We start from the raw sequence: 19023 nt of genomic DNA, 5'->3' as shown, positions 1-19023 counted from the left end.
TAGATAAGATTTTGTAACAGTTTCTTACAGATGCAAACAGGAATCCATAGATAGACGATTAGCCAAGAAGTTCACCCTTCTTGGCTAATGGTATTATTCATCACTTTCGTCTTCTTCGCCCATAAATATACGTAGGGTGGACCCTTCTTGCACGCGAACACCTGGTTCTGGCGCTTGACTGACGATCGTTTCCCCAACACCCGTTATGTCGAGTTGCAATGGGTAATGAGCATCATGAATGTCTCGTAATGTTAGACCTGTCACATCCGGGACTTCAAGGTACGGAACATCTGACCAGGTGAGTTCTTTTTCAATTTGGTCTGTTCTTCTCGGCACGCCTAGCGCACTCAAGCTATCTCCAATAATCTTACCAGCAATTGGGGCAGAGACGACGCCGCCAAACTGCACCGTATTTTTCGGATTATCTACGGCAACGTATACGACGATTTGCGGGTCATCTGCTGGGGCAAACCCAATGAACGATACAATGTGATTATTCTCCAAATAACGTCCACCTTGAGCCTTCTGAGCTGTACCGGTCTTTCCGCCTACACGGTAGCCATCCACAAACGCTTTGCCACCGGTCCCTTTGGCTACTACATGCTCTAAGGCGTGTCGCACTTCTTGCGATGTTTCACTCGAGATGACGTTTCGTTTTGCGATCGGCAACTGACTATCGATGACAAGACCTGTGTCTGGGTCTACCCAATCTTTGGCAATATACGGCTGGTATAAAGTGCCTCCGTTAACCGCAGCGCTTACAGCAGCGACTTGCTGAATTGGTGTTACCGACACCCCTTGACCAAATGCAGTTGTCGCCCGCTCAAGCGGTCCTACATTTTCTTCGTCAAACAGGATGCCACTGCCTTCTCCGTCCATATCAATGCCGGTTTGCTCACCGAATCCAAACGAATGGATATAATTAAATAAACGCTCAGTCCCTAAACGCTCCCCCAAAACGACGAAACCAGGGTTGCATGAATTTTGCACAACTTCAAGGAATGTTTGGCTACCATGTCCGCCTTTTTTCCAGCACCGAAGCCGGTGACCGGACACCTCAATTGAGCCTGAATCATGATAATGATCTTCATCCAAGTCAACTTCATTCTCTTGTAATGCGGCTGCGAGTGTAATAATTTTAAACGTTGATCCTGGTTCATACTGTGCCCATATTGGACGATTCTGGTTGTAAATTTCCGGAGAAACGGCTTGATAGTCATCTGGGTTAAAATGAGGGCGACTCGACATCCCGAGAATTTCCCCAGTACTTGGATCCATGGCGATCGCCATCGCCCCATCAGGGTCATACGTCGCTTCTGCATCATCTAGTTCTCGTTCAATAATCGTTTGAACCCGGTTATCAATCGTTAGCTTTACGTCCATTCCGTTTTGCGGAGGTTGATATTGGTCTGCCATATCTGGCAACCTCCGACCTTGTGCATCGGAAAAGAACGATACGTGCCCACTTTCACCCCGAAGTTGTTCATCGTAAAAGCTCTCCAGCCCAACAAGGCCTTGATTGTCAATACCGGCAAACCCTAACACATGGGCTAAATGCTCACCATTTGGATAATGCCGCTTATTGTCTTCGACGATATAAACGCCAGAATGTCGCATTTTACGAATATCAGAGGCGACATCTTGTTCAATCTTTCTGCCATCAGGGTTAATCCGTACAATTGAACTGTTCTCTGTCACTTGGCTATAAATTCTTTGTTCGTCCCCATCCAAAATGTCGGCAAGCATTGCTGCAGTCTCATTTGGGTTGTCGATTTGTCTTGGCACGACAAGGACAGAAGGCGCACTTACATTCGTCGCGAGCACTTCTCCGTTTCTGTCTAAAATCTCCCCTCGCTCTGCTTCAAAAGGGAGGTCTCGACTCCAAGAGTCTTCAGCTGCCCCCGTCAGCCAGCCGCCAAGGCCAAACTGTACATATCCTAGCCTTGCAATAAGAATGACGGTTAACACCAGACCAATTAACAAGACGAATAATAAACGTTTCCGTACAAGCGTTTTCGTAATTTTAGACATTGAAAGGCCACCTTTTACACTAGATGTGTAGCCGCAATAAGCGTTTGGCTTAATGAGCGTCTGTTATAAAAGCTTGTTCCTTTTCAACTCTATGCTTGTACGGAATCACATTAGAACAGTTGAACGAAAAAACGACGATTACTCATCTTCATCTTCATTTTCAACTTCTTCATCATTTGTTTCTGGATTTTCTTCTTCCGTGCCTTCTTCACTGTCTTCCTCGACTTCATCACTGTTTCGTTCTGAATCAAAGTTCACTTCAATCGTCTCATTGCCTGAAATTGGCTCTCCTGGTGCAATCTCTTGATTTATCACATAGCCATTGCCGCTTTGTTCGACGGTAACACCAGAAGCTTGGGAAAACTTCATGACATCACGCACAGACCAACCAGAAAGGTCTGGCATTTCCATCTCCCCGCCTAAGTACAGGAATACCTTTTCCCCGGCGAGCACTTTGGCGTGCGGGGCCGGCAATTGGGCTTCAACCCGGTTCCCTTGACCGAGTAAGACCGGTTCGAGATTCTCTTGTTGTAATGCATCAACCGCATCTGATCGTCTTTCTCCACTTACATTCATCAACTCTGCACCTTCAGGTTGATAAGCTTGGTTGTTGGACTCTTCAGGGGTCACATTCAAATACTGGATACTTTGTTTTAAAACAGAGTTAAAGATTTCTGCAACCGCTTGGTTTCCACTTTGGCCATTTTGCATGTCCGGTCGATCAACGGCAACGTACACAATCACTTCAGGGTCATCAAATGGCGCCATACCTAGAAATGAAAACACATTTTGGTTGTGACCTTGCAAATAGCCGCCTTCACTCGGAATTTGAGCAGTCCCTGTTTTGCCTGCCACTTCAATGCCGTCAACTTGAAACGGTTTACCTGTTCCAACATCGCTATACACAACGTCATGAAGCTGTTCCATCACTTCATTAGCGGTTTCTTTTGAGATTGGCTCACCAATGACTTCTCGTTCGTGTTCGTACGTCACGTCCCCGGTATTTGGGTTCACAATCGAATCAATTAAATATGGCTTGACCATCTGTCCATCGTTCGCAATGGCGGTCGCTGCTTGGATTTGTTGAATTGGCGTCACAGCAGAAGCTTGTCCAAACCCAGAATAGATGGCACCCAAATCATTTTCTGACATGAGCCCTGGTGCTTCCATCGGTAATTCAATGCCGGTCGGGGACCCAAATCCAAAAGCGTTCATATATTCATAGAAACGTTCAGCACCAAGCTGATCATTAACGATGCTTGCAAAGGCGGTATTCGCTGAACGAGGCATCGCTTCTCGGTATGGAATACTTCCCCACCCACGGCCTTGATTGTGGTCACGAATGAGAGGGGTATCTGCGTAACCGGTGCTGTACGTACCGGATTCAAAATAGTTATCCGGCTTATACACCCCTTCTTCGATGGCTGCTGCCATCGTAAATATTTTCATCGTTGAACCTGGTTCAAAATGGTCACTCACCGCGAAATTCATATGATTTGAAATCGATTCATAGTGGTTCGGGTTAAACGATGGGCGATTGCTCATCGCTAAGATCTCCCCTGATTTAGGGTTAGCGACGACTGCAATCATTCGTTCAGGGCTATACTGTTCATCGGCATTCGTTAACGCTTGCTCGACGGCCAATTGAATATTGGAATGAAGTGTTAGGTGAATATCATCACCGTTGTACGCTTCTTCGATGTCTCGAATTTCTCCAGGAAGTGGCACGCCATTCCTCGCACGCATATAACTGTATGACCCACCTGTCCCTTCTAGATGGTCATTCAAATAAGATTCCAAACCCATTGCCGGAGAATTTTCATTTCGATTAAAATACCCGACGACATGAGAAGCAAAATCTTGCTTTGGATAATACCTTCTCGGCTCCGTACGGAATTCAATCCCCGAGAGTTCAAGATCATCAATCGCCTGTCGCTGCTCAAATGTTAAATAACTCGCACCTGGACCTAATTCAATTTGGAATTGGTCTTCTTCAATGCCATTTTCAATTCTTTGTAGCAACTCGCCTTCCTCCATATTAATGTGAGGCGCTAACTCCCGTGCGGTTTCAACAGGGTCTTCAATCCCCGCATACCCAAAGTCATTTCGCAAAATGAGTTGGATTGTATACGAAGACACCTCTTCTGCAATCGCACTTTCATTACTGGCGTAAATGGTTCCACGTTCTCCGTGTAAAGGTTGTTCACTCGTCCATTGTCTTTCTGCATACTGCAAATAATCATGTTCTTCTGTGCCTTGTGCGATTTGAACATACAAAAAGCGTCCGCCAATCACTGCTAACAGAAGCGCAGCGAAGGCGAACACAATTAACGCACGATATACGATGGTTGTGCGCTTCACAACTTCACCACCTTATTTAGGGATGTCTATTCACCGGTCACCACTTGCACGTTGCCTTCATTCAGCTGCATGCCATTTTCTTGAGCGAGATGAAGGATTCTTTCAGGATCACTAAGTTCAGCAACTTGCAAATCAAGCCCTGCATTCACTTCTTGCTGGTTACTTATGCTCGTATTAACATCCGAGAGGCTTGAGTTCTGACTATAAATTGTAGCGTAATTCGAGATCATCATGAGGGCGGTAACGAGAATGATGCCAACGATGATCATCATTAAACATTTTTCACCGAGCGTAATTCTTTTCTTCAGCCGCTTTTGCACCGTCTCGACTTGGGGATTTTGTTGCGATTGCTGCGTTTGTTCGTGTTTAAATGCGAATTGACTCATTGCTGCCTCCCTCGTAGATCTCTACTTTTCTCTACTTTATCTTTTCTGCCGCCCGTAGTTTCGCTGACCTTGCTCTTCGATTCTCTTCTAGCTCTTGCTCACTTGCGACGATTGGTTTTTTGCTTACCCATCGCATGGATGGTTCTAGTTCCGGAGGTATGACCGGTAGCCCTGGGGGAAGTTTCGGCAACTTGCAATACTCGTCCAAAATGGTTTTCGTAATGCGATCTTCTAATGAGTGAAAGGATATAACAGCAATTCTACCGTTCACTCGAAGCATCGGGATAAATGCGGAGAGCGCTTCCTCAACCGCACCCATTTCATCATTTACTGCAATTCTTAATGCCTGAAAGCTGCGCTTGGCAGGATGTCCCCCTGTCCTTCTTTTGGCAGCCGGGATTCCTTCTTTAATAATTTCTACTAGCTCACTCGTCGTTTCTATTGGTTTTGACTGTCGGTAACGTTCAATAAGACGAGCAATTTGCCTTGAAAACTTCTCATCTCCGTATCGATAAAGAATGCGAGCGAGGTCCTCAAAAGGCCACGTGTTCACAATCTCCCTTGCTGTGAGCGATTGTCTTTGGTCCATTCTCATATCCAGCGGATCATCACCTTGGTAGCTAAACCCTCGTGACTTATCATCAAATTGGGGAGAAGACACCCCCAAATCAAACAATACACCGTCTACGTCCGTAATGCCTTGTTCATTTAAAAAACGAGCCGCTTCCCGAAAATTCACATGGAAGAGCGTCAATCGTTGTTCATTTGCGAACGTTTCTTTTGCTGAGCGGATGGCTTCATCGTCTGCATCAAAAGCAATGAGGCGCCCTTCTTTGCCTAACTGCTGAAGAATTAATTGTGAATGACCACCTCTACCAAACGTACAGTCCACATAAACGCCATCTGGCTTAATGTCTAGTGCTTCAACTGATTCGTGAAGAAGCACGGTGTCATGAGTATAAATGCCTGTAAGCTCCTTTCTCCTTAGAAATCAAGGTCTTCCATTGATTCTGCAATATCACTAAACGATGATTCCGACTCTGCAAAGTAGGATTCCCAAGTTGATTGATTCCAAATCTCAACACGCCTGGAAACTCCGATAATCGCACATTCTTTGTCTAAGTTTGCGTATGTTCGTAATGGGCTCGGGATATTCACCCTGCCTTGTTTATCAAAAGAGGCTTCTGCTGCTCCTGAGAAGAAGAAGCGTGTAAATGCCCGTGCATCTTTTTTTGTAAATGGTAACGTTTTAAGTTTCTGTTCAAGCAGATCCCACTCTGTTCTTGGGTATACAAAAACACACTGATCCATACCTCTTGTGACAACAAATTGGTCCCCCAACTGTTCTCTGAACTTCGACGGAATGATCAGCCTGCCTTTATCATCGATGGCGTGAGTGTATTCGCCCATAAACATGGAGCGCCATCTCCTTCCACTTGATACTGATAATTTACCACAATCCCCCACTTTACACCACGTTATTTTTTGCATTTTTTTGCGCATGATTTCTTGATAAAGTCAGAAAGCGCGAATTAACGCGGTTTTTGACATAAAATAACAGCGAACATTTTTTATAAACATCCGCTGCATTCATCGGCTTTTTTCCTCCTTTCACTGTACATCTTTCATTTGTTCACTACAGATCGAGACGACATCACTACATTCCCACTCCTGAAATTACGAGCGCAGCGAACGGTGTCGAAACGCCTGCATTTACTCATCTAAAAACGCACATTGTCGACGACACCCCGCTATTCTCCAGTGATTTTGGCAAGGGGTGTCACTTGCAAGTACGGGCATCGACGTTTTATAAAACAATCGGACAACGTAGATGCGCTCTTATCTTACTAGACGACAGAAAAAGTCCCCCACTTTCTACGGGGGAGAAAGTGGGGGACTTTTTTAGATGTAGAGAATATGATGTTCAAAATCGCCGACATTCGCTTCACTCATGAGCTGACGAAAGCGGGAGACGCCTCCTTCATTCAAGACTTGCATAATGTTGAGCATCCGTTCTTGAGGCTTCTGTTCTGGAGACAATCGATGTTCGGCAAACTTTAACCGCTCAATCTCCGGCTGAACCCGCGCATATTGTACATGGTCAACGCGCGCTTGCATCTCTTCGAGTACGTGGAGCACGTCATTATATTTCTTATTTGCAAAGCGTTCTTCTGAAGCTGACAATCCAAGAAGCGCTTCTCGCAAAGGCTGTAACGCTTGGCGGGCATCAGGTTTGCTCGCTTCTAGAAGCGCTCCTGTATCCAACTGCTCACTGTCACGTTTCAACTTCCACTGGCGTTCTTTCGTACCTTCTTCGGTTACTTGAATCACAGGTAATCCAGCGCTTTGAAGCGCCTTCGCCGACTTTCGATCCACAAACGTTTGTTGTACACGAGGAATGACCGGTGGCACTTGACGACGGAACTGATGGAAGAGAGGTTGAACCATCGACCAATACTTTAATTCCCCAGGGCCAGAGACGAATCCGAGTACAGGCAACATTCGTTCCTGAGCGAAGGGGCGCGTGTAGACATTACTGCTAAAACGGTCTGGTTCTTTCGCTCCCCACTCTGACCAGTCACCTTTAGACATTTTAAATCGACCACTCTCCAATGATAAGTCCCCATCATCGTGGGCAACGATCTTCTCTCGATATCCATCATCTTTATAGAAAAGATGCGTGTGATCATTGGAAAGGAGGATAAACGGCTCCTCGCCTAACTGCTCGACACGATTGCACGCCGTTGAGAAATTCCCTCTCACTTCGTCATTGTACAAGAGTAACTCCTGCCATAGATCACCCATCATGCTTCGAAACACCGGTTCTTCTGCGTCCATGACGACAAGACCGTCATCTTTAAACAACCAAAGTAATAGCTCGGCAAAAAAACGTGAAGGACTTTTTGAACGCTTAGCAAATCGAGAAACAACGTGGTGAAGCTCTTTCGTATGTTCAGTCTCACCTAAATGGTAAAACAGCTCGTTAATCATCTTCCCCATCGCCTGTTCGTCTAGCTTTTGATTCGTAACGGCAACACGTTGAGAAGCGTGACCTTCGTATTTCACTTTTTGTAAGCGGTTGTCAGGCGTATGGACGTACACATGGTTTACTTCTTCCCAGTCGTGATCCTCGCCTGCAATCCAAAACACAGGAACGACAGGTGTACCAAGTGCAGCTTCTTGCTCTTTCGCTTTTTCTACGATTGAAAGCGCCTTGGCAATTGTATAAATCGGACCGGTGAACAAGCCAGCTTGTTGTCCACCGACAATCACTGTACTTTCGTGTGATGAAAATTTCTTTATTTGTTCTAATGCTTGTTCATTATATAAGAAGTTGGACTGATACGTTTGCAGCGCCTTTTGCAACTCACTCCGATCATACGAATGATCCATAAGTTCTTTGTGACGTCGCCGCTCATCGCCTGATGGGCGATAGTCGTATAAAGAGGCTACTTGAGATTCACCCTCAGCATAACGCTGTAACCATCCTTCTTTTATCGATGAATAGGATTCGATCGTCATGATTTCCGACCTTTCTTGAAGGTTTCAACATTGATGTTTATCCACGGCTACCTAGGATGAGAAGTATGTAAACATGCTCGAAACAAACCCATAGGTAAATACGACGAGGTAGATTGGCATTACGAGAATAAACAACAGTCTCCATAGCCCTTTTACGAGCTTCTTCGGTTGGAGTTCTTCATATACTTTAGCATAATAATACGTAAACATCGCCCCGACAAGTAAAAGAATCGTGACAAACACCCAATAGCTACCCGCACTCCAAACTTCAAACCAAAGAAAGGAGACAGCTCCTAAAAATAAAGGCGTCGTAATATCAGCGGCGAGCCGTATGGCATGCTTCTCTGTTCGTGGCCAACGCTTGAACAAAACCGATAGTATCAAAAAAATCAATAGAGGAAAAGTCAAAAGTACTGTAATCATATATGTTGCAAACGTCAACGCGTATTCAACTCCTAACGTTCCCATGAATGAGTTTCAGTCTGTACGTTCTAGGTAGTTGATGCAAAGGTGTATACGCACGTTCATTAGCTTCAGTGTAGCATACCCGGTTTTGAATTTCCTTTGATCTGACTTTTGGATTTTTTTTACGTATGAAAACACAACCGCTACAATATATAGTAAAATAAATGTGAAGATGGGCTATATTTAAAGGAGGCACTTCCGTGGACGTTAACGTTGAACAACTTAGAATTAATTACAAAACAATTGAAGATTTCCAAGCATTCCGCGAAGTTGGCATTCAAGAGTTGTCAATGAAAGAGGAACTACAAGAAGACATGATTGAGAATAACAGCAAGTCGCCATTTTACGGGATCTATATTGGCGATCGATTGGCCGCGCGTATGTGTTTATATGAAATTGAGAAGAAATATGATTTCTATTTCGAACCTCCACAAACGTTTTTAGAACTATGGAAGCTAGAAGTGCTCGAACCCTACCGCAAAAGAAACTTCGGGAAAGCGCTCGTTGAATACGCAAAGACGCTAGGGTACCCGATTAAGACGAACGCACGACAAGGCTCTGATGATTTTTGGTTAAAGATGGGATTCTCTCCAGTAGAGTACGATTCCGTTCGAGACCGAGGAGAAAACCCTTACGTATCCTATCCATCGAACGTATCCGCACAAAAGAACTAAAAAGAGCAATCGTTTGATTGCTCCGCAAAGGGGAACCCTACCTATTGGGTTCCCTTTATTTGTTACTCATTCCAGGCAATGACCTCGCTTTGTCGAGCAATGCAAGAAACGTTTGATAGTCTTCTTCGACACGGGCGAGCTTTTGTTCTGCGTTTTGTAGTCGAGTAAGTAATGCTTCCTTTTCTGACCGCTCCCGCTCAATCTCTCGTTCCAGTTGCCCTGATGCATGTTCAGTTTGTTGCATCTGTTGTAGAAAACGTATAACGTCCTCCATACTTCCTACTGTTTGACTACTTAAAACTTTACGTTCATTGCTCTCCACTGTATACAATGGTTTTTCATGCTTTAACGGCGTTTTGTTTGCTTTCGCTTTCTGAATGGCTTTTGCATATTGTTTTCGAATGCTAGCGTTCCAACGAAATCCACATGCTGCCGATGTTCGCCCTAAACGTTTGCCTACTTCTTCAAATGCTTGCAGTTGCGTTTTGCCTTCTTGAATATGTGTGAGCACAACTTCCGCGAGTACTACATCCTCCTCCTGACTCCATGCATCCTGTCTGACAACACTCATCCTCTTCCCTCCGATTCTTACTCATTCCTTATCATTGCTAATCATATCTCCTTATGTACTTCTATGCCAAAACGGTGCCATCTATGATAGAACTTCAAAAGAAAGCAAAAACGGTCGTGCAGATGAGGTTCATCTGCACGACCGTTTCTTTTTGAAGCTAGTATTTACTGAGCTTCTACAACTTCTTCACCTTTATACGTCCCGCAAGATTTGCATACGCGGTGTGAACGTTTAAGTTCTCCACACTCAGGGCACTTAGTCATGCCTGGTACTGCAAGCTTTACGTGAGTCCGGCGTTTATTCTTTCTTGTTTTGGATGTTCTTCTTTTTGGTACTGCCATTCTCAATGCACCTCCTTTAGAAAATGAGTTCAATTTCATCATTAAAGACTACACGCGAGTGTTTATCTTATCCGTCACTGATCGTCTTCAAAGAATTTCGCTAAGTCCTTTAAGCGAGGGTCAACAGCGGTCTTTTCATCGGTTTTCTTATGATCTTCATCCAACACGATTTCCCAACCATTTCCTTGGTTTGGTGTATCATCGGATGGATCTTGGTCATCATTAATTACCCGAATTGGGATCGCAAGAAGAATATTCTCCTTAATATAAGGAAGAAGATCCACATAACCATTCTCAGGCTCGTGCAGCGTTTCGTCTTCGTTAGATATTGGCGCTCCATCAATTCGGAATCGCTCCGTAAACGCAATGTCAAATGGAACTATTGTGTCTCTTAGCGTTCTTGCACACGGTAGAGTCATCGACCCTTCCGCATGGAGATGGAAGGTTGCATATTGACGATCAATCATCACATACCCATGAACTCGAACTGGGGATACGTTCCGCAATTCCCGGTCGCGCTCAGTAAGTTCCGTGACATCGACAACCTTGTCAATATCGACCCGCTCACTTCTACTCGTTAATAGTTGTTGAATTGTCCAACGCAATGTGATCACCTCGAGAGCAACAAGAGTAATTATATCGGTCATTCAGGCAGTTTGTCAACATTTTTTCTTTACATTATACTGTAGAGATAAGTTGTACGGTTTGGAGGAAACAAAATGAAAGCCATCGGCCTTGTAGTGGAATATAACCCCTTTCATAACGGTCATTTGTATCATTTACAAAAATCAAAGGAAGATGCAGATGCTGACGTTGTCATTTGTGTCATGAGCGGATATTATCTCCAACGGGGAGAGCCTGCAGGCTTTGACCGAAAGACGCGTACCGAAATGGCACTCTCATGTGGAGCAGACGTTGTCGTAGAACTACCCTATACGTATTCAACACAACACGCAAGCTTGTTTGCTAGAGGGAGCATTTCTATTCTCGACGGTTTGCTGGCTGATGCGTTTTATTTCGGGAGTGAATCTGGTGATATTGATTCTTTTTTAGCATTAGATGCGTTTATGATCGAGCATGAACAGCTACTACAACACCACTTAAGGCAAGGGTTGGACGAAGGCTACTCTTATCCGAGAGCTCAGGCTTACGCATTTAATCTACTTCATGCACCGGCGTCGTATCCTGATTTGTCACAACCGAATAACATTCTTGGCTACGAGTACGTGAAAGCAACTCGAGAGCTCGGGGCGCGAATTCAACCGCAAACGATTACCCGCATTGGAAGTGGCTATCATAGTGAACAGTTAGACGACGCTCTTACGATTGCAAGTGCAACGGCCATTCGAAAAACGCTACATTCTGAGGGAAAATCCGACGTCGGGGCGTACATGCCAGCTTATTGTGAGCGCGCCATTCAACACCAGCCGCTTATTACGTGGGCAGACTATTACCCCTTGCTGCAACACGTGTTACTCACAACAGCACCAGACCATTTAGGAGAAATCTATGAAGCCGAAGAAGGCATTCATCACCGGCTGATTGCTGCAGCGAAACAAGCTAGAGACTTTCAAACATTTATGGAAACAGTGAAAACGAAGCGATATACGTGGACAAGAATTCAAAGGCTGCTCGTTCACGTGCTCACAAATACATCAAAAGATGACATGCGCGCCTCGTTCGGCGAGTCATGTACGCCTCGTTCAGTTCGCTTGTTAGGCTTTACCGAGACGGGGCAATCCTATTTGCGCTCGATCAAAAAAACGACTGCTCTTCACCTTTACCACCGGCCTCCTCGTCAAAAAGGGGCACAAGAGCGGTTGGATGAAAAAGCAGCCATTGCGTACTACAGCCATGCACATCCCGACGAGCGAGTCGAGAGATATAAAGAAGAATACGGTCCACCAGTAGTCGTTCGTCACTCTGTCAAATAGTCAATCGCATCTTGCAATGTGTCTACAGGTACAACATCGATGTCGGCATTCACATCATTGGCCGCTTCCAAAGCGGCTAAATAGTTTGAGCGTTCCCCTAACTCTTCATCATTCGGAGTAAAGAAGATCTCAATTCCTGACCGATCGGCGGCGACTACTTTTTGCGAGACACCTCCGACTCGACCTACTTGGCCATCTTCATTAATCGAGCCGGTACCAGCAACGTTCATGCCACGCGTAATGTCTTCATCTTCTATGAGCTGATTGTAAATTTCTAGAGAGAACATAAGGCCCGCCGACGGTCCGCCAATTGCTCCCGCTTCGATCGTCACTTCTGGATCAAAACTCACTTCTCGATCATTGACGGGAAAGATAATGCCTAAGCCAACGGCTTCAGGGTCGGCTCCAATGCCATCTTCATCTTCGTCAGGATCAGGGAAATTCCTCATTTCCACATCGACTTGAAAACGGTCTCCTTCTCTCTCAATCCAAAGCTCCGCAAATTCACCCGCTTCTTTTCCTTGCAACGCTTCGGTTAATTCATTGAAATTGTGAATCTCCTGATCGTCTACAGCTGTAATCGTGTCTCCAGACTCCAACTCTTCAACAGCACCCATACCATCAACAAACTGTGTCACAAACACACCGTTCTCTTCAATATGCACAGTCGCCCCTGCCGCTCGGTATGCGGCAATTTTTGCTGCATCTTGTGATTGCCTCATCGATTCGGTTTGTCGGTGTTGGTATTCCTCATCCGTCTCATCTTCGGTCATGAGATCTTCTTCTGGCGTGAGTATACGATACGGGCTCAAATAAGACCACGCATACAAAAATGGACTTGCCCGACTTTGAAGGATGGTCGTTAAGTAAAATTCTCCTTCTTCATACTGACTTGATCCTTCAACCGTAATAATCTCTTGCAACCCCGTCGCTTCTCCAGGTTGAGAGTAATAATAACCAGTTGGAATTTGATTGATAATTAATACAGCAAACAGGATTGCGACAACAATCCAGAGCTTTGATACATGTCGTTTTTGCTGTTTTGGCTCACTCATTTGCTGCCTCCCACTCCGTCATACGCTCTTTAATCAATGATACATATTTCTCCGCTTCTTCTTTTCCTTGTTTTATTAGTTCTGGCGTATCTTGAAACATGACCGAACTGTGCTGACGAACAATGGGTCTCATGAGTACATCTGCTAGAATCGTTCGTGCTTCTAATACTTCTTTGCCCATAATTTCCATACTTTGCATAATCACGTCATAAATAGAAGAAATCGGTGGTTGCTTTGGAAAATATGACACGTCTACGGCAATGACAATATCAGCTCCCATTTGCCGCACCACTTGCGCCGGCACACGGTCCACAATCCCTCCATCAACGAGCATCTGTTGTTCATGCTGGACAGGTACAAAAATGCCTGGTATCGAGATACTTGCCCGCACAGCTTTTGCAACGTTGCCTTCGTTTAGTTGCACCGGAGCACCGGTTTGTAGATTTGTTGCGGTTACGGTGAGTGGACGTTCTAATTCATCGAAACGCTGACCTTTCGTCAGCATATAGATGAGTTCTTCAATGCGCTTTCCATTCATCAGGCCCATTTTTGGAACCGTAAAGTCCAAATAAAATTTCCGCTTAAACAAGTTAGCAATCTGGTCTAATTCAGCAGCGTTATATCCAGACGCATAAAGTGCACCAACGAGAGAACCCATGCTACTTCCCGCAATATAGTCAATCGGAATATGATGTGCTTCAAGTACATGCAGCACCCCGACGTGTGCCATCCCTCTTGCTCCACCTGATCCTAGTGCCAAGCCAATCCGGGGTCTCGTTTTATGATCCATCTTCATCCCCCCATAAAAACACCGTGACTCTCGCCTACCCATTGTATGCCTATTTTACCTATTCGTACCGTCTGTCATTCTTCGATTTTAAATCATCCAAGAAAAAAGGTCTATCCGAGCGCTTAGACACGTACCGTAAGTAATACACAAACCTTGTCCAATGTCGTGTTTTTGCATAAGGGGGACGGACTTTGTCTTTTCAAAAATGGCACTCTTTATTATTAGCAACAGCGGCAACGGTATTGGCCGTTTCTTTAATGCTGTTTCCACAACAATCACTAGAAGCTTCCTTGCGCGGACTGTCGATTTGGTGGGATGTAGTGTTTCCATCGTTGCTTCCGTTTTTCATTATATCAGAGTTACTCATCGCTTTTGGTGTGGTCAGTTTTATCGGTGCTTACATGGAACCGCTCATGCGTCCGTTGTTCAGAGTACCTGGTACAGGTGGGTTTGTATGGGCGATGGGCCTTGCGAGTGGGTATCCGGCCGGCGCAAAACTGACGACCCGGCTATGGGAAGATGGGAGAATCAGTACGATTGAAGCTGAGCGTCTTGTTTCGTTTACGAATTCTTCTAACCCTCTGTTTATTTTCGGGGCGATTGCCATCGGCTTTTTCCATGATCCTGCCTTAGGCATCGTACTTGCTGCTGCCCACTATGGAGGGAACATCATCGTTGGATTGATCATGCGTTTTCACGGCACTCAGACTGAACAATCAACGAAAAAGAAAAGCTTTCCCAGCTTGGCAAAAGCTTTTCATCTTCTCCACGAGGAACGAATAAAAGACGAACGACCGATTGGTAAAAAACTCGGTGATGCGGTTCATTCTTCCGTACAAACGTTGCTCATGATCGGCGGGTTTATCATTCTTTTCTCTGTGCTTAACGAAGTTCTGTCTTTGCTTCGCTTCACCGAAATCTTTGCTGCTTTTATCCATGTACTGCTTGCGATGATTGGGTTATCTAGCGATTTTGGCATCCCGATCGTATCAGGGCTGTTTGAAATGACTCTCGGTAGTCAACTCGTCAGTTTGACTGACACACCGTTGAAACAACAAGCCATCGTCACAAGCTTTTTATTAGCTTTTGCTGGATTATCCGCTCAAGCTCAAGCAGCGAGTCTACTTGCACCTACAGCCATTCGCTTTTTGCCGTTTTTTGTGGCAAGGATTATGCAAGGTTTCTTCGCCGCGTGCATTGCAGCAGTCACCTTTGACTGGTTATATCAACCAAAAAGTGCTCACGTATTTACAGGAGCTGATCCACTCTACATGATTGAACACTCGGTACATCAATTTTTTGCTGTCGCACCTTTCATTACACTCATCACGCTCATTGTCTTTATTTTCCTACGTCATCGACGACTCATTCACCAGAGGGTGGATGGATAAAGCGCTCTTTAAGCGCCCGTTCGACCGGTTCAGGCACGAGATCTTTCACACTGCGCTCATATTTGGCGACTTCTTTGACGATGCTAGAGCTCAAATAAGAATACTGATTATTCGTCATCATAAAAAACGTTTCGACTGATCGCTCTAGGTTTCGGTTGATCGACGCATTTTGCATCTCGTATTCAAAGTCTGAGACAGCGCGAAGACCCCGAACAATGACATTGGCATTTTTCTCTTTCACGTAATCAACGAGCAAACCGTTAAACGAGTCAACGGTTACATTTGGCATGTGGGCCACTGACTGCCGGAGTAGCTCGACTCTCTCATCCACAGAAAATAGTGGCGTCTTTGAGCGATTATGTAGAACAGCAACGATGATCTCGTCAAAAACTTGCATGCCTCTTTCAATAATATCAATATGACCATTGGTTACGGGATCAAAACTTCCTGGATACACAGCGATGGTCGTCATATGACCTCTCCTCTCATCTATTGGTACATTGTCACAGTTGTATCACGGTATGTCTTTTGATGAGTCTGACAAACACGGGCAATCGTCTCCGGTAGCTCTACACTGCTTCGGTGCTCAGCGACGATCGTCGCTTCATCATGTAGTAATCCGTACGTCTGAAGAAGTTGGATGTCTTCTTCTACCTGCTGCTCTTCATATGGTGGATCTAAAAACACGAAATCGAACCGTTCATCTCGATCACGAAGTTTTTCTAACACTCGCAGGCGATCCCCGGTATGAACCGTAATTTGCTTCTCGACACGAGCAAGCTTTACATTGTCTTTAATCACACTGATTGCCCCTTTATGAGCATCAGCAACGTGCATATGATGGAAGCCACGACTAATCGCTTCAATCGAAATGCCGCCACTCCCCCCGTATAGGTCCAACCCTTTTCCCCCATCAAAAAATGGGCCGAGTCGGTGGAACAATGCTTCTTTTACTTTGTCTGAGGTAGGTCTCGTATTATCACCTGGTAGCGATTTTAATCGGAGTCCTTTGCATTTGCCAGCAATCACACGCATCGGATTCTTCCTTTCTTATGTAAAATCATCACGAATTGTTTCTATCCTATCATACCAACTTGTCCATGTCAGAGCACGACCGATATGAAAAACTTTTTCGTCGTTGTATATTTCAAAGCTTCATCGGCAAGACTAGGGTTAGCAACATGATCCCATGTTGCAAGTAACCGCGGAGAACGCTTACGTTTCCCCATAAGCGCTTCCTCCGGTTTCTCCTCTCCCATTGCCTGTATAAACAACAGGCTCCGCGTACCCCTATGGGGGGACGCGGTTTTTTCGTTTTCAATAGTAGAGGTAAACACTCAAAACGAAAAAACCGCGAATGGCGTAGAAGTCCTAACCATTCGCGTACCGTGCTTATGCCTTGAATATATTTACTTGCTTCGCGTTAGTGAGCGCTTACGTATGCACTTTATCTTGAGGAATAACTTCTCGCTTCTCCTGCCCAAAATCCAAATCTAATTGTCTACGAACCGACCATTCAATGTTATGGACAAAATTTAATTGCTTAATCTGCTCACTCACTTTATGTGCATCACTCGTATTGCAATAAAGAACCACATATCGCATTTTTTTGGAAACGTACTGAACATGCCCATATTTTCTAAGGTGACGGACATTTTTTAATGATTGAACCCAAATAACGAGTCCTTGGCGTTGTTCAAACATACAAACTCTCCTTTGGGAAATCGTTTATCGTCAGTTTATCACGGGAAAATAGAAAGAACAATTCATCTTTGTTGAAAAGGAGGCAAATGATGAGTACATTTACCCTTGATCAAATTTGGGAAACATTCCTTCAACAATTGCGACATGTTGATAACAATCTAACAACGAACACCATTTCATACCAAACCTTCATCTATTTACGCTGGGATGGACCGCGTGAACCATTGGAGCAAGCGTTGCAGAATGCAGCTGGTCGAGCTATGCGTGGTAAAATTGTCACAGCCTCCATCCGTTATGTACGCATGACCGACCTTAAAGAATATGTTTATGCTGTACGTTTTCTTGTCCCTTTAAGAAAACGATTTTGTTGTGGCAATGGCTGCACCGATTGCATTCGATTAAAATCGTAGCCCTCTTGCGTAAACCGCTGTATAATGATATTATGATCTCCAATTTATGAATAACGAACGCAATGAAGGGCCAAGTAAAGATCGATCAAGCTTTAGAGAGCGAATGACGAGCTGAAACATTCGCGCCACTGATCGCCTTGAAACCTACCTCGAGCAACCAAGCCAACCTTGGTCGTCTGACCTGCGATACGGGTCAAGAGTGAATGGTGTACACGTATGCCATTAATCAAGGTGGTACCGCGGAACTCCTATTTCGTCCTTAAAACAGATGAAATAGGAGTTTTTTATGTAGAAATGAGATAGGAGTCGTGATGATGAAAAAAGGCAGATTGGTCGTAAAAATTGGAAGCAGCTCGTTAGCGAAGCGAAACGGCAGTATTGATCACAAATCATTAATCGATTACGCAAATGCGGTTAGCCACTTGCATGCATCAGGATACGAAGTCGTCCTCATATCTTCCGGTGCAGTTGCTGCAGGGTTTCAAAAAATCGGGTACCGCACAAGACCAATCACAACCGTAAAGAAACAAGCCGCTGCCGCTGTCGGGCAAGGTCTGTTAATGGAAGCTTATGAGAAAGCTTTTAGTGAAAATACGATTGCCGTCGCCCAGTTATTACTCACTAGAGAAAGCTTTGTTGTGGAAGAACAGTACGACAATGCGTATGCGACCCTTGAAGAATTGCTACGGCGAGGGGTCGTGCCGATCATTAATGAAAATGACTCGATTGCAATAGAAGAATTAACGTTCGGCGATAACGATTGGTTATCAAGTCTTGTTGCTGGCTTGATTCGTGCCGACATGCTCATTCTTCTCACCGACGTGAACGGTGTTTACAACAAACACCCATCCAGCCCGGATGCCGTTCGCTATTCGACAATTACAGACGTTACCGATGACTTGTATGAACAAACCGCATCCACTCGTTCGACGCTTGGAACAGGAGGGATGCGCTCCAAACTAGAAGCCGCTAAGCGGGCGCAGCAACTCGGTATCCGGACGTTTATCGGCCAAGCAAGGGACACTCGCTCTCTTGAAGACGCTGTTCACTCAAACGGAGACGGCACGTACGTAGACGCTTGGCATACGCCGTGGACGAAAGGCAAGCAATGGGTCGGGCTTCACTCTCCTGTTGAAGGTGCAATAATGATTGATAACGGCGCGAAACAAGCCCTTCTTCACGACAAAAAAAGTTTGCTAACCGTCGGCATCGTTGATGTAATTAAGACATTCCCTGAAGGAGCCGTTATTGACGTTTGTGACCAAGATGGTCATACAATCGGACGGGGAAGAAGTGCGGTTTCATCGGAACAAATAAAAACAACACATTATAATCAGTTGTGCATTCATAGAAATCACTGGGTATCTTACGTAAACGGAGGCGAATAA

The 19023-nt window shown here is 45.0% G+C and carries 21 protein-coding genes; 5 read left to right on the top strand and 16 right to left on the bottom strand.

What is annotated here, in order from left to right; genetic code table 11:
* Positions 1–93: 93 nt before the first annotated feature.
* The 7 genes from ACE1TF_RS01880 to ACE1TF_RS01850 all read right to left on the bottom strand — a co-directional run bounded on the left by ACE1TF_RS01880 (position 94) and on the right by ACE1TF_RS01850 (position 8741).
* Positions 94–2031 carry a stage V sporulation protein D gene (locus ACE1TF_RS01880; RefSeq protein WP_375013795.1) on the bottom strand — a complete coding sequence of 646 codons (1938 nt, stop codon included), beginning with the start codon at positions 2029–2031 and terminating at the stop codon, positions 94–96.
* 138 nt (positions 2032–2169) lie between these two features.
* Positions 2170–4392, bottom strand: coding sequence for a penicillin-binding protein (locus tag ACE1TF_RS01875; RefSeq protein WP_375013793.1), 2223 nt, complete (start codon positions 4390–4392; stop codon positions 2170–2172).
* Between the two features lie 26 nt (positions 4393–4418).
* Positions 4419–4778 (bottom strand): cell division protein FtsL, encoded by a 360-nt coding sequence (gene ftsL, locus ACE1TF_RS01870; RefSeq protein WP_042400843.1) that lies wholly within the window; start codon positions 4776–4778, stop codon positions 4419–4421.
* 31 nt (positions 4779–4809) lie between these two features.
* Positions 4810–5742, bottom strand: a complete 933-nt coding sequence (gene rsmH / locus ACE1TF_RS01865; protein ID WP_375014091.1) for a 16S rRNA (cytosine(1402)-N(4))-methyltransferase RsmH — start codon at positions 5740–5742, stop codon at positions 4810–4812.
* Positions 5743–5762: 20 nt separating this feature from the next.
* Positions 5763–6194 carry a division/cell wall cluster transcriptional repressor MraZ gene (gene mraZ / locus ACE1TF_RS01860; protein WP_042400849.1) on the bottom strand — a complete coding sequence of 144 codons (432 nt, stop codon included), beginning with the start codon at positions 6192–6194 and terminating at the stop codon, positions 5763–5765.
* Positions 6195–6680: 486 nt separating this feature from the next.
* Entirely contained in the window at positions 6681–8300 is a 1620-nt protein-coding gene (gene bshC / locus ACE1TF_RS01855; RefSeq protein WP_375013790.1) for a bacillithiol biosynthesis cysteine-adding enzyme BshC, read from the bottom strand.
* Between the two features lie 51 nt (positions 8301–8351).
* Positions 8352–8741 (bottom strand): DUF3397 domain-containing protein, encoded by a 390-nt coding sequence (locus tag ACE1TF_RS01850; protein ID WP_375013789.1) that lies wholly within the window; start codon positions 8739–8741, stop codon positions 8352–8354.
* Positions 8742–8965: 224 nt separating this feature from the next.
* Here ACE1TF_RS01850 and ACE1TF_RS01845 point away from each other — a divergent pair, with 224 nt between their 5' ends.
* Positions 8966–9439, top strand: a complete 474-nt coding sequence (locus ACE1TF_RS01845; protein WP_042400855.1) for an N-acetyltransferase — start codon at positions 8966–8968, stop codon at positions 9437–9439.
* 55 nt (positions 9440–9494) lie between these two features.
* On the opposite strand, the gene ACE1TF_RS01840 is transcribed toward ACE1TF_RS01845, so the two are convergent.
* The 3 genes from ACE1TF_RS01840 to ACE1TF_RS01830 form a co-directional block, all read right to left on the bottom strand.
* Complete coding sequence (locus tag ACE1TF_RS01840) at positions 9495–10010, bottom strand: RsfA family transcriptional regulator (RefSeq protein WP_375013787.1); 516 nt, start codon at positions 10008–10010, stop codon at positions 9495–9497.
* Between the two features lie 164 nt (positions 10011–10174).
* Entirely contained in the window at positions 10175–10351 is a 177-nt protein-coding gene (rpmF, locus tag ACE1TF_RS01835) for a 50S ribosomal protein L32 (protein ID WP_375013786.1), read from the bottom strand.
* A gap of 74 nt (positions 10352–10425) precedes the next feature.
* A complete protein-coding gene (locus ACE1TF_RS01830; RefSeq protein WP_375013784.1) occupies positions 10426–10956 on the bottom strand; it encodes a YceD family protein in 531 nt (176 codons plus the stop codon).
* 114 nt (positions 10957–11070) lie between these two features.
* On the opposite strand from ACE1TF_RS01830, the gene ACE1TF_RS01825 reads away from it, so the two are divergent.
* Complete coding sequence (locus tag ACE1TF_RS01825) at positions 11071–12285, top strand: nucleotidyltransferase (protein WP_375013782.1); 1215 nt, start codon at positions 11071–11073, stop codon at positions 12283–12285.
* On the opposite strand, the gene ACE1TF_RS01820 is transcribed toward ACE1TF_RS01825, so the two are convergent.
* On the bottom strand, positions 12270–13340 hold the full coding sequence (locus ACE1TF_RS01820) for a YlbL family protein (RefSeq protein WP_375013780.1): 1071 nt from the start codon (positions 13338–13340) through the stop codon (positions 12270–12272). The genes ACE1TF_RS01825 and ACE1TF_RS01820 overlap by 16 nt on opposite strands.
* Positions 13333–14130: a patatin-like phospholipase family protein gene (locus ACE1TF_RS01815; protein WP_375013778.1), complete on the bottom strand. Its 798-nt coding sequence runs from the start codon at positions 14128–14130 to the stop codon at positions 13333–13335. The genes ACE1TF_RS01820 and ACE1TF_RS01815 overlap by 8 nt, the downstream gene beginning before the upstream one ends.
* Before the next feature lie 191 nt (positions 14131–14321).
* On the opposite strand from ACE1TF_RS01815, the gene ylbJ reads away from it, so the two are divergent.
* Positions 14322–15521: a sporulation integral membrane protein YlbJ gene (gene ylbJ / locus ACE1TF_RS01810; RefSeq protein WP_375013776.1), complete on the top strand. Its 1200-nt coding sequence runs from the start codon at positions 14322–14324 to the stop codon at positions 15519–15521.
* Here the strand turns inward: ylbJ and coaD are convergent.
* The 4 genes from coaD to ACE1TF_RS01790 all read right to left on the bottom strand — a co-directional run bounded on the left by coaD (position 15496) and on the right by ACE1TF_RS01790 (position 17225).
* Positions 15496–15993 carry a pantetheine-phosphate adenylyltransferase gene (gene coaD, locus ACE1TF_RS01805; protein WP_042400871.1) on the bottom strand — a complete coding sequence of 166 codons (498 nt, stop codon included), beginning with the start codon at positions 15991–15993 and terminating at the stop codon, positions 15496–15498. The genes ylbJ and coaD overlap by 26 nt on opposite strands.
* Before the next feature lie 17 nt (positions 15994–16010).
* Positions 16011–16556 (bottom strand): 16S rRNA (guanine(966)-N(2))-methyltransferase RsmD, encoded by a 546-nt coding sequence (gene rsmD, locus ACE1TF_RS01800; protein ID WP_375013773.1) that lies wholly within the window; start codon positions 16554–16556, stop codon positions 16011–16013.
* A gap of 68 nt (positions 16557–16624) precedes the next feature.
* Entirely contained in the window at positions 16625–16750 is a 126-nt protein-coding gene (locus ACE1TF_RS01795) for a hypothetical protein (protein ID WP_255357894.1), read from the bottom strand.
* A 205-nt stretch (positions 16751–16955) separates the two neighbouring features.
* On the bottom strand, positions 16956–17225 hold the full coding sequence (locus ACE1TF_RS01790; protein WP_042400877.1) for a YlbG family protein: 270 nt from the start codon (positions 17223–17225) through the stop codon (positions 16956–16958).
* Positions 17226–17314: 89 nt separating this feature from the next.
* Here ACE1TF_RS01790 and ACE1TF_RS01785 point away from each other — a divergent pair, with 89 nt between their 5' ends.
* Both ACE1TF_RS01785 and proB read left to right on the top strand, forming a co-directional pair.
* Positions 17315–17635: a hypothetical protein gene (locus ACE1TF_RS01785; protein ID WP_375013770.1), complete on the top strand. Its 321-nt coding sequence runs from the start codon at positions 17315–17317 to the stop codon at positions 17633–17635.
* Positions 17636–17949: 314 nt separating this feature from the next.
* Positions 17950–19023, top strand: coding sequence for a glutamate 5-kinase (gene proB, locus ACE1TF_RS01780; RefSeq protein WP_375013768.1), 1074 nt, complete (start codon positions 17950–17952; stop codon positions 19021–19023).

Origin of the sequence: Geomicrobium sp. JSM 1781026 (assembly GCF_041949955.1) — a bacterium.
Taxonomy (GTDB): domain Bacteria; phylum Bacillota; class Bacilli; order Bacillales; family Marinococcaceae; genus Geomicrobium_A.
Note: the sequence above shows the minus strand (reverse complement) of the source record. Positions and strands in the feature narration are given on the sequence as shown.

Bases quoted from the DNA above. Each gene is read 5' to 3' on its own strand.
- ACE1TF_RS01880 (WP_375013795.1), bottom strand. From the start codon at position 2,031: ATGTCTAAAATTACGAAAACGCTTGTACGGAAACGTTTATTATTCGTC.
- ftsL (WP_042400843.1), bottom strand. From the start codon at position 4,778: ATGAGTCAATTCGCATTTAAACACGAACAAACGCAGCAATCGCAACAA.
- mraZ (WP_042400849.1), bottom strand. From the start codon at position 6,194: ATGTTTATGGGCGAATACACTCACGCCATCGATGATAAAGGCAGGCTG.
- bshC (WP_375013790.1), bottom strand. From the start codon at position 8,300: ATGACGATCGAATCCTATTCATCGATAAAAGAAGGATGGTTACAGCGT.
- ACE1TF_RS01840 (WP_375013787.1), bottom strand. From the start codon at position 10,010: ATGAGTGTTGTCAGACAGGATGCATGGAGTCAGGAGGAGGATGTAGTA.
- rpmF (WP_375013786.1), bottom strand. From the start codon at position 10,351: ATGGCAGTACCAAAAAGAAGAACATCCAAAACAAGAAAGAATAAACGC.
- ACE1TF_RS01825 (WP_375013782.1), top strand. From the start codon at position 11,071: ATGAAAGCCATCGGCCTTGTAGTGGAATATAACCCCTTTCATAACGGT.
- ACE1TF_RS01820 (WP_375013780.1), bottom strand. From the start codon at position 13,340: ATGAGTGAGCCAAAACAGCAAAAACGACATGTATCAAAGCTCTGGATT.
- ACE1TF_RS01815 (WP_375013778.1), bottom strand. From the start codon at position 14,130: ATGGATCATAAAACGAGACCCCGGATTGGCTTGGCACTAGGATCAGGT.
- coaD (WP_042400871.1), bottom strand. From the start codon at position 15,993: ATGACGACCATCGCTGTGTATCCAGGAAGTTTTGATCCCGTAACCAAT.
- rsmD (WP_375013773.1), bottom strand. From the start codon at position 16,556: ATGCGTGTGATTGCTGGCAAATGCAAAGGACTCCGATTAAAATCGCTA.
- ACE1TF_RS01795 (WP_255357894.1), bottom strand. From the start codon at position 16,750: ATGGGGAAACGTAAGCGTTCTCCGCGGTTACTTGCAACATGGGATCAT.
- ACE1TF_RS01790 (WP_042400877.1), bottom strand. From the start codon at position 17,225: ATGTTTGAACAACGCCAAGGACTCGTTATTTGGGTTCAATCATTAAAA.
- ACE1TF_RS01785 (WP_375013770.1), top strand. From the start codon at position 17,315: ATGAGTACATTTACCCTTGATCAAATTTGGGAAACATTCCTTCAACAA.
- proB (WP_375013768.1), top strand. From the start codon at position 17,950: ATGAAAAAAGGCAGATTGGTCGTAAAAATTGGAAGCAGCTCGTTAGCG.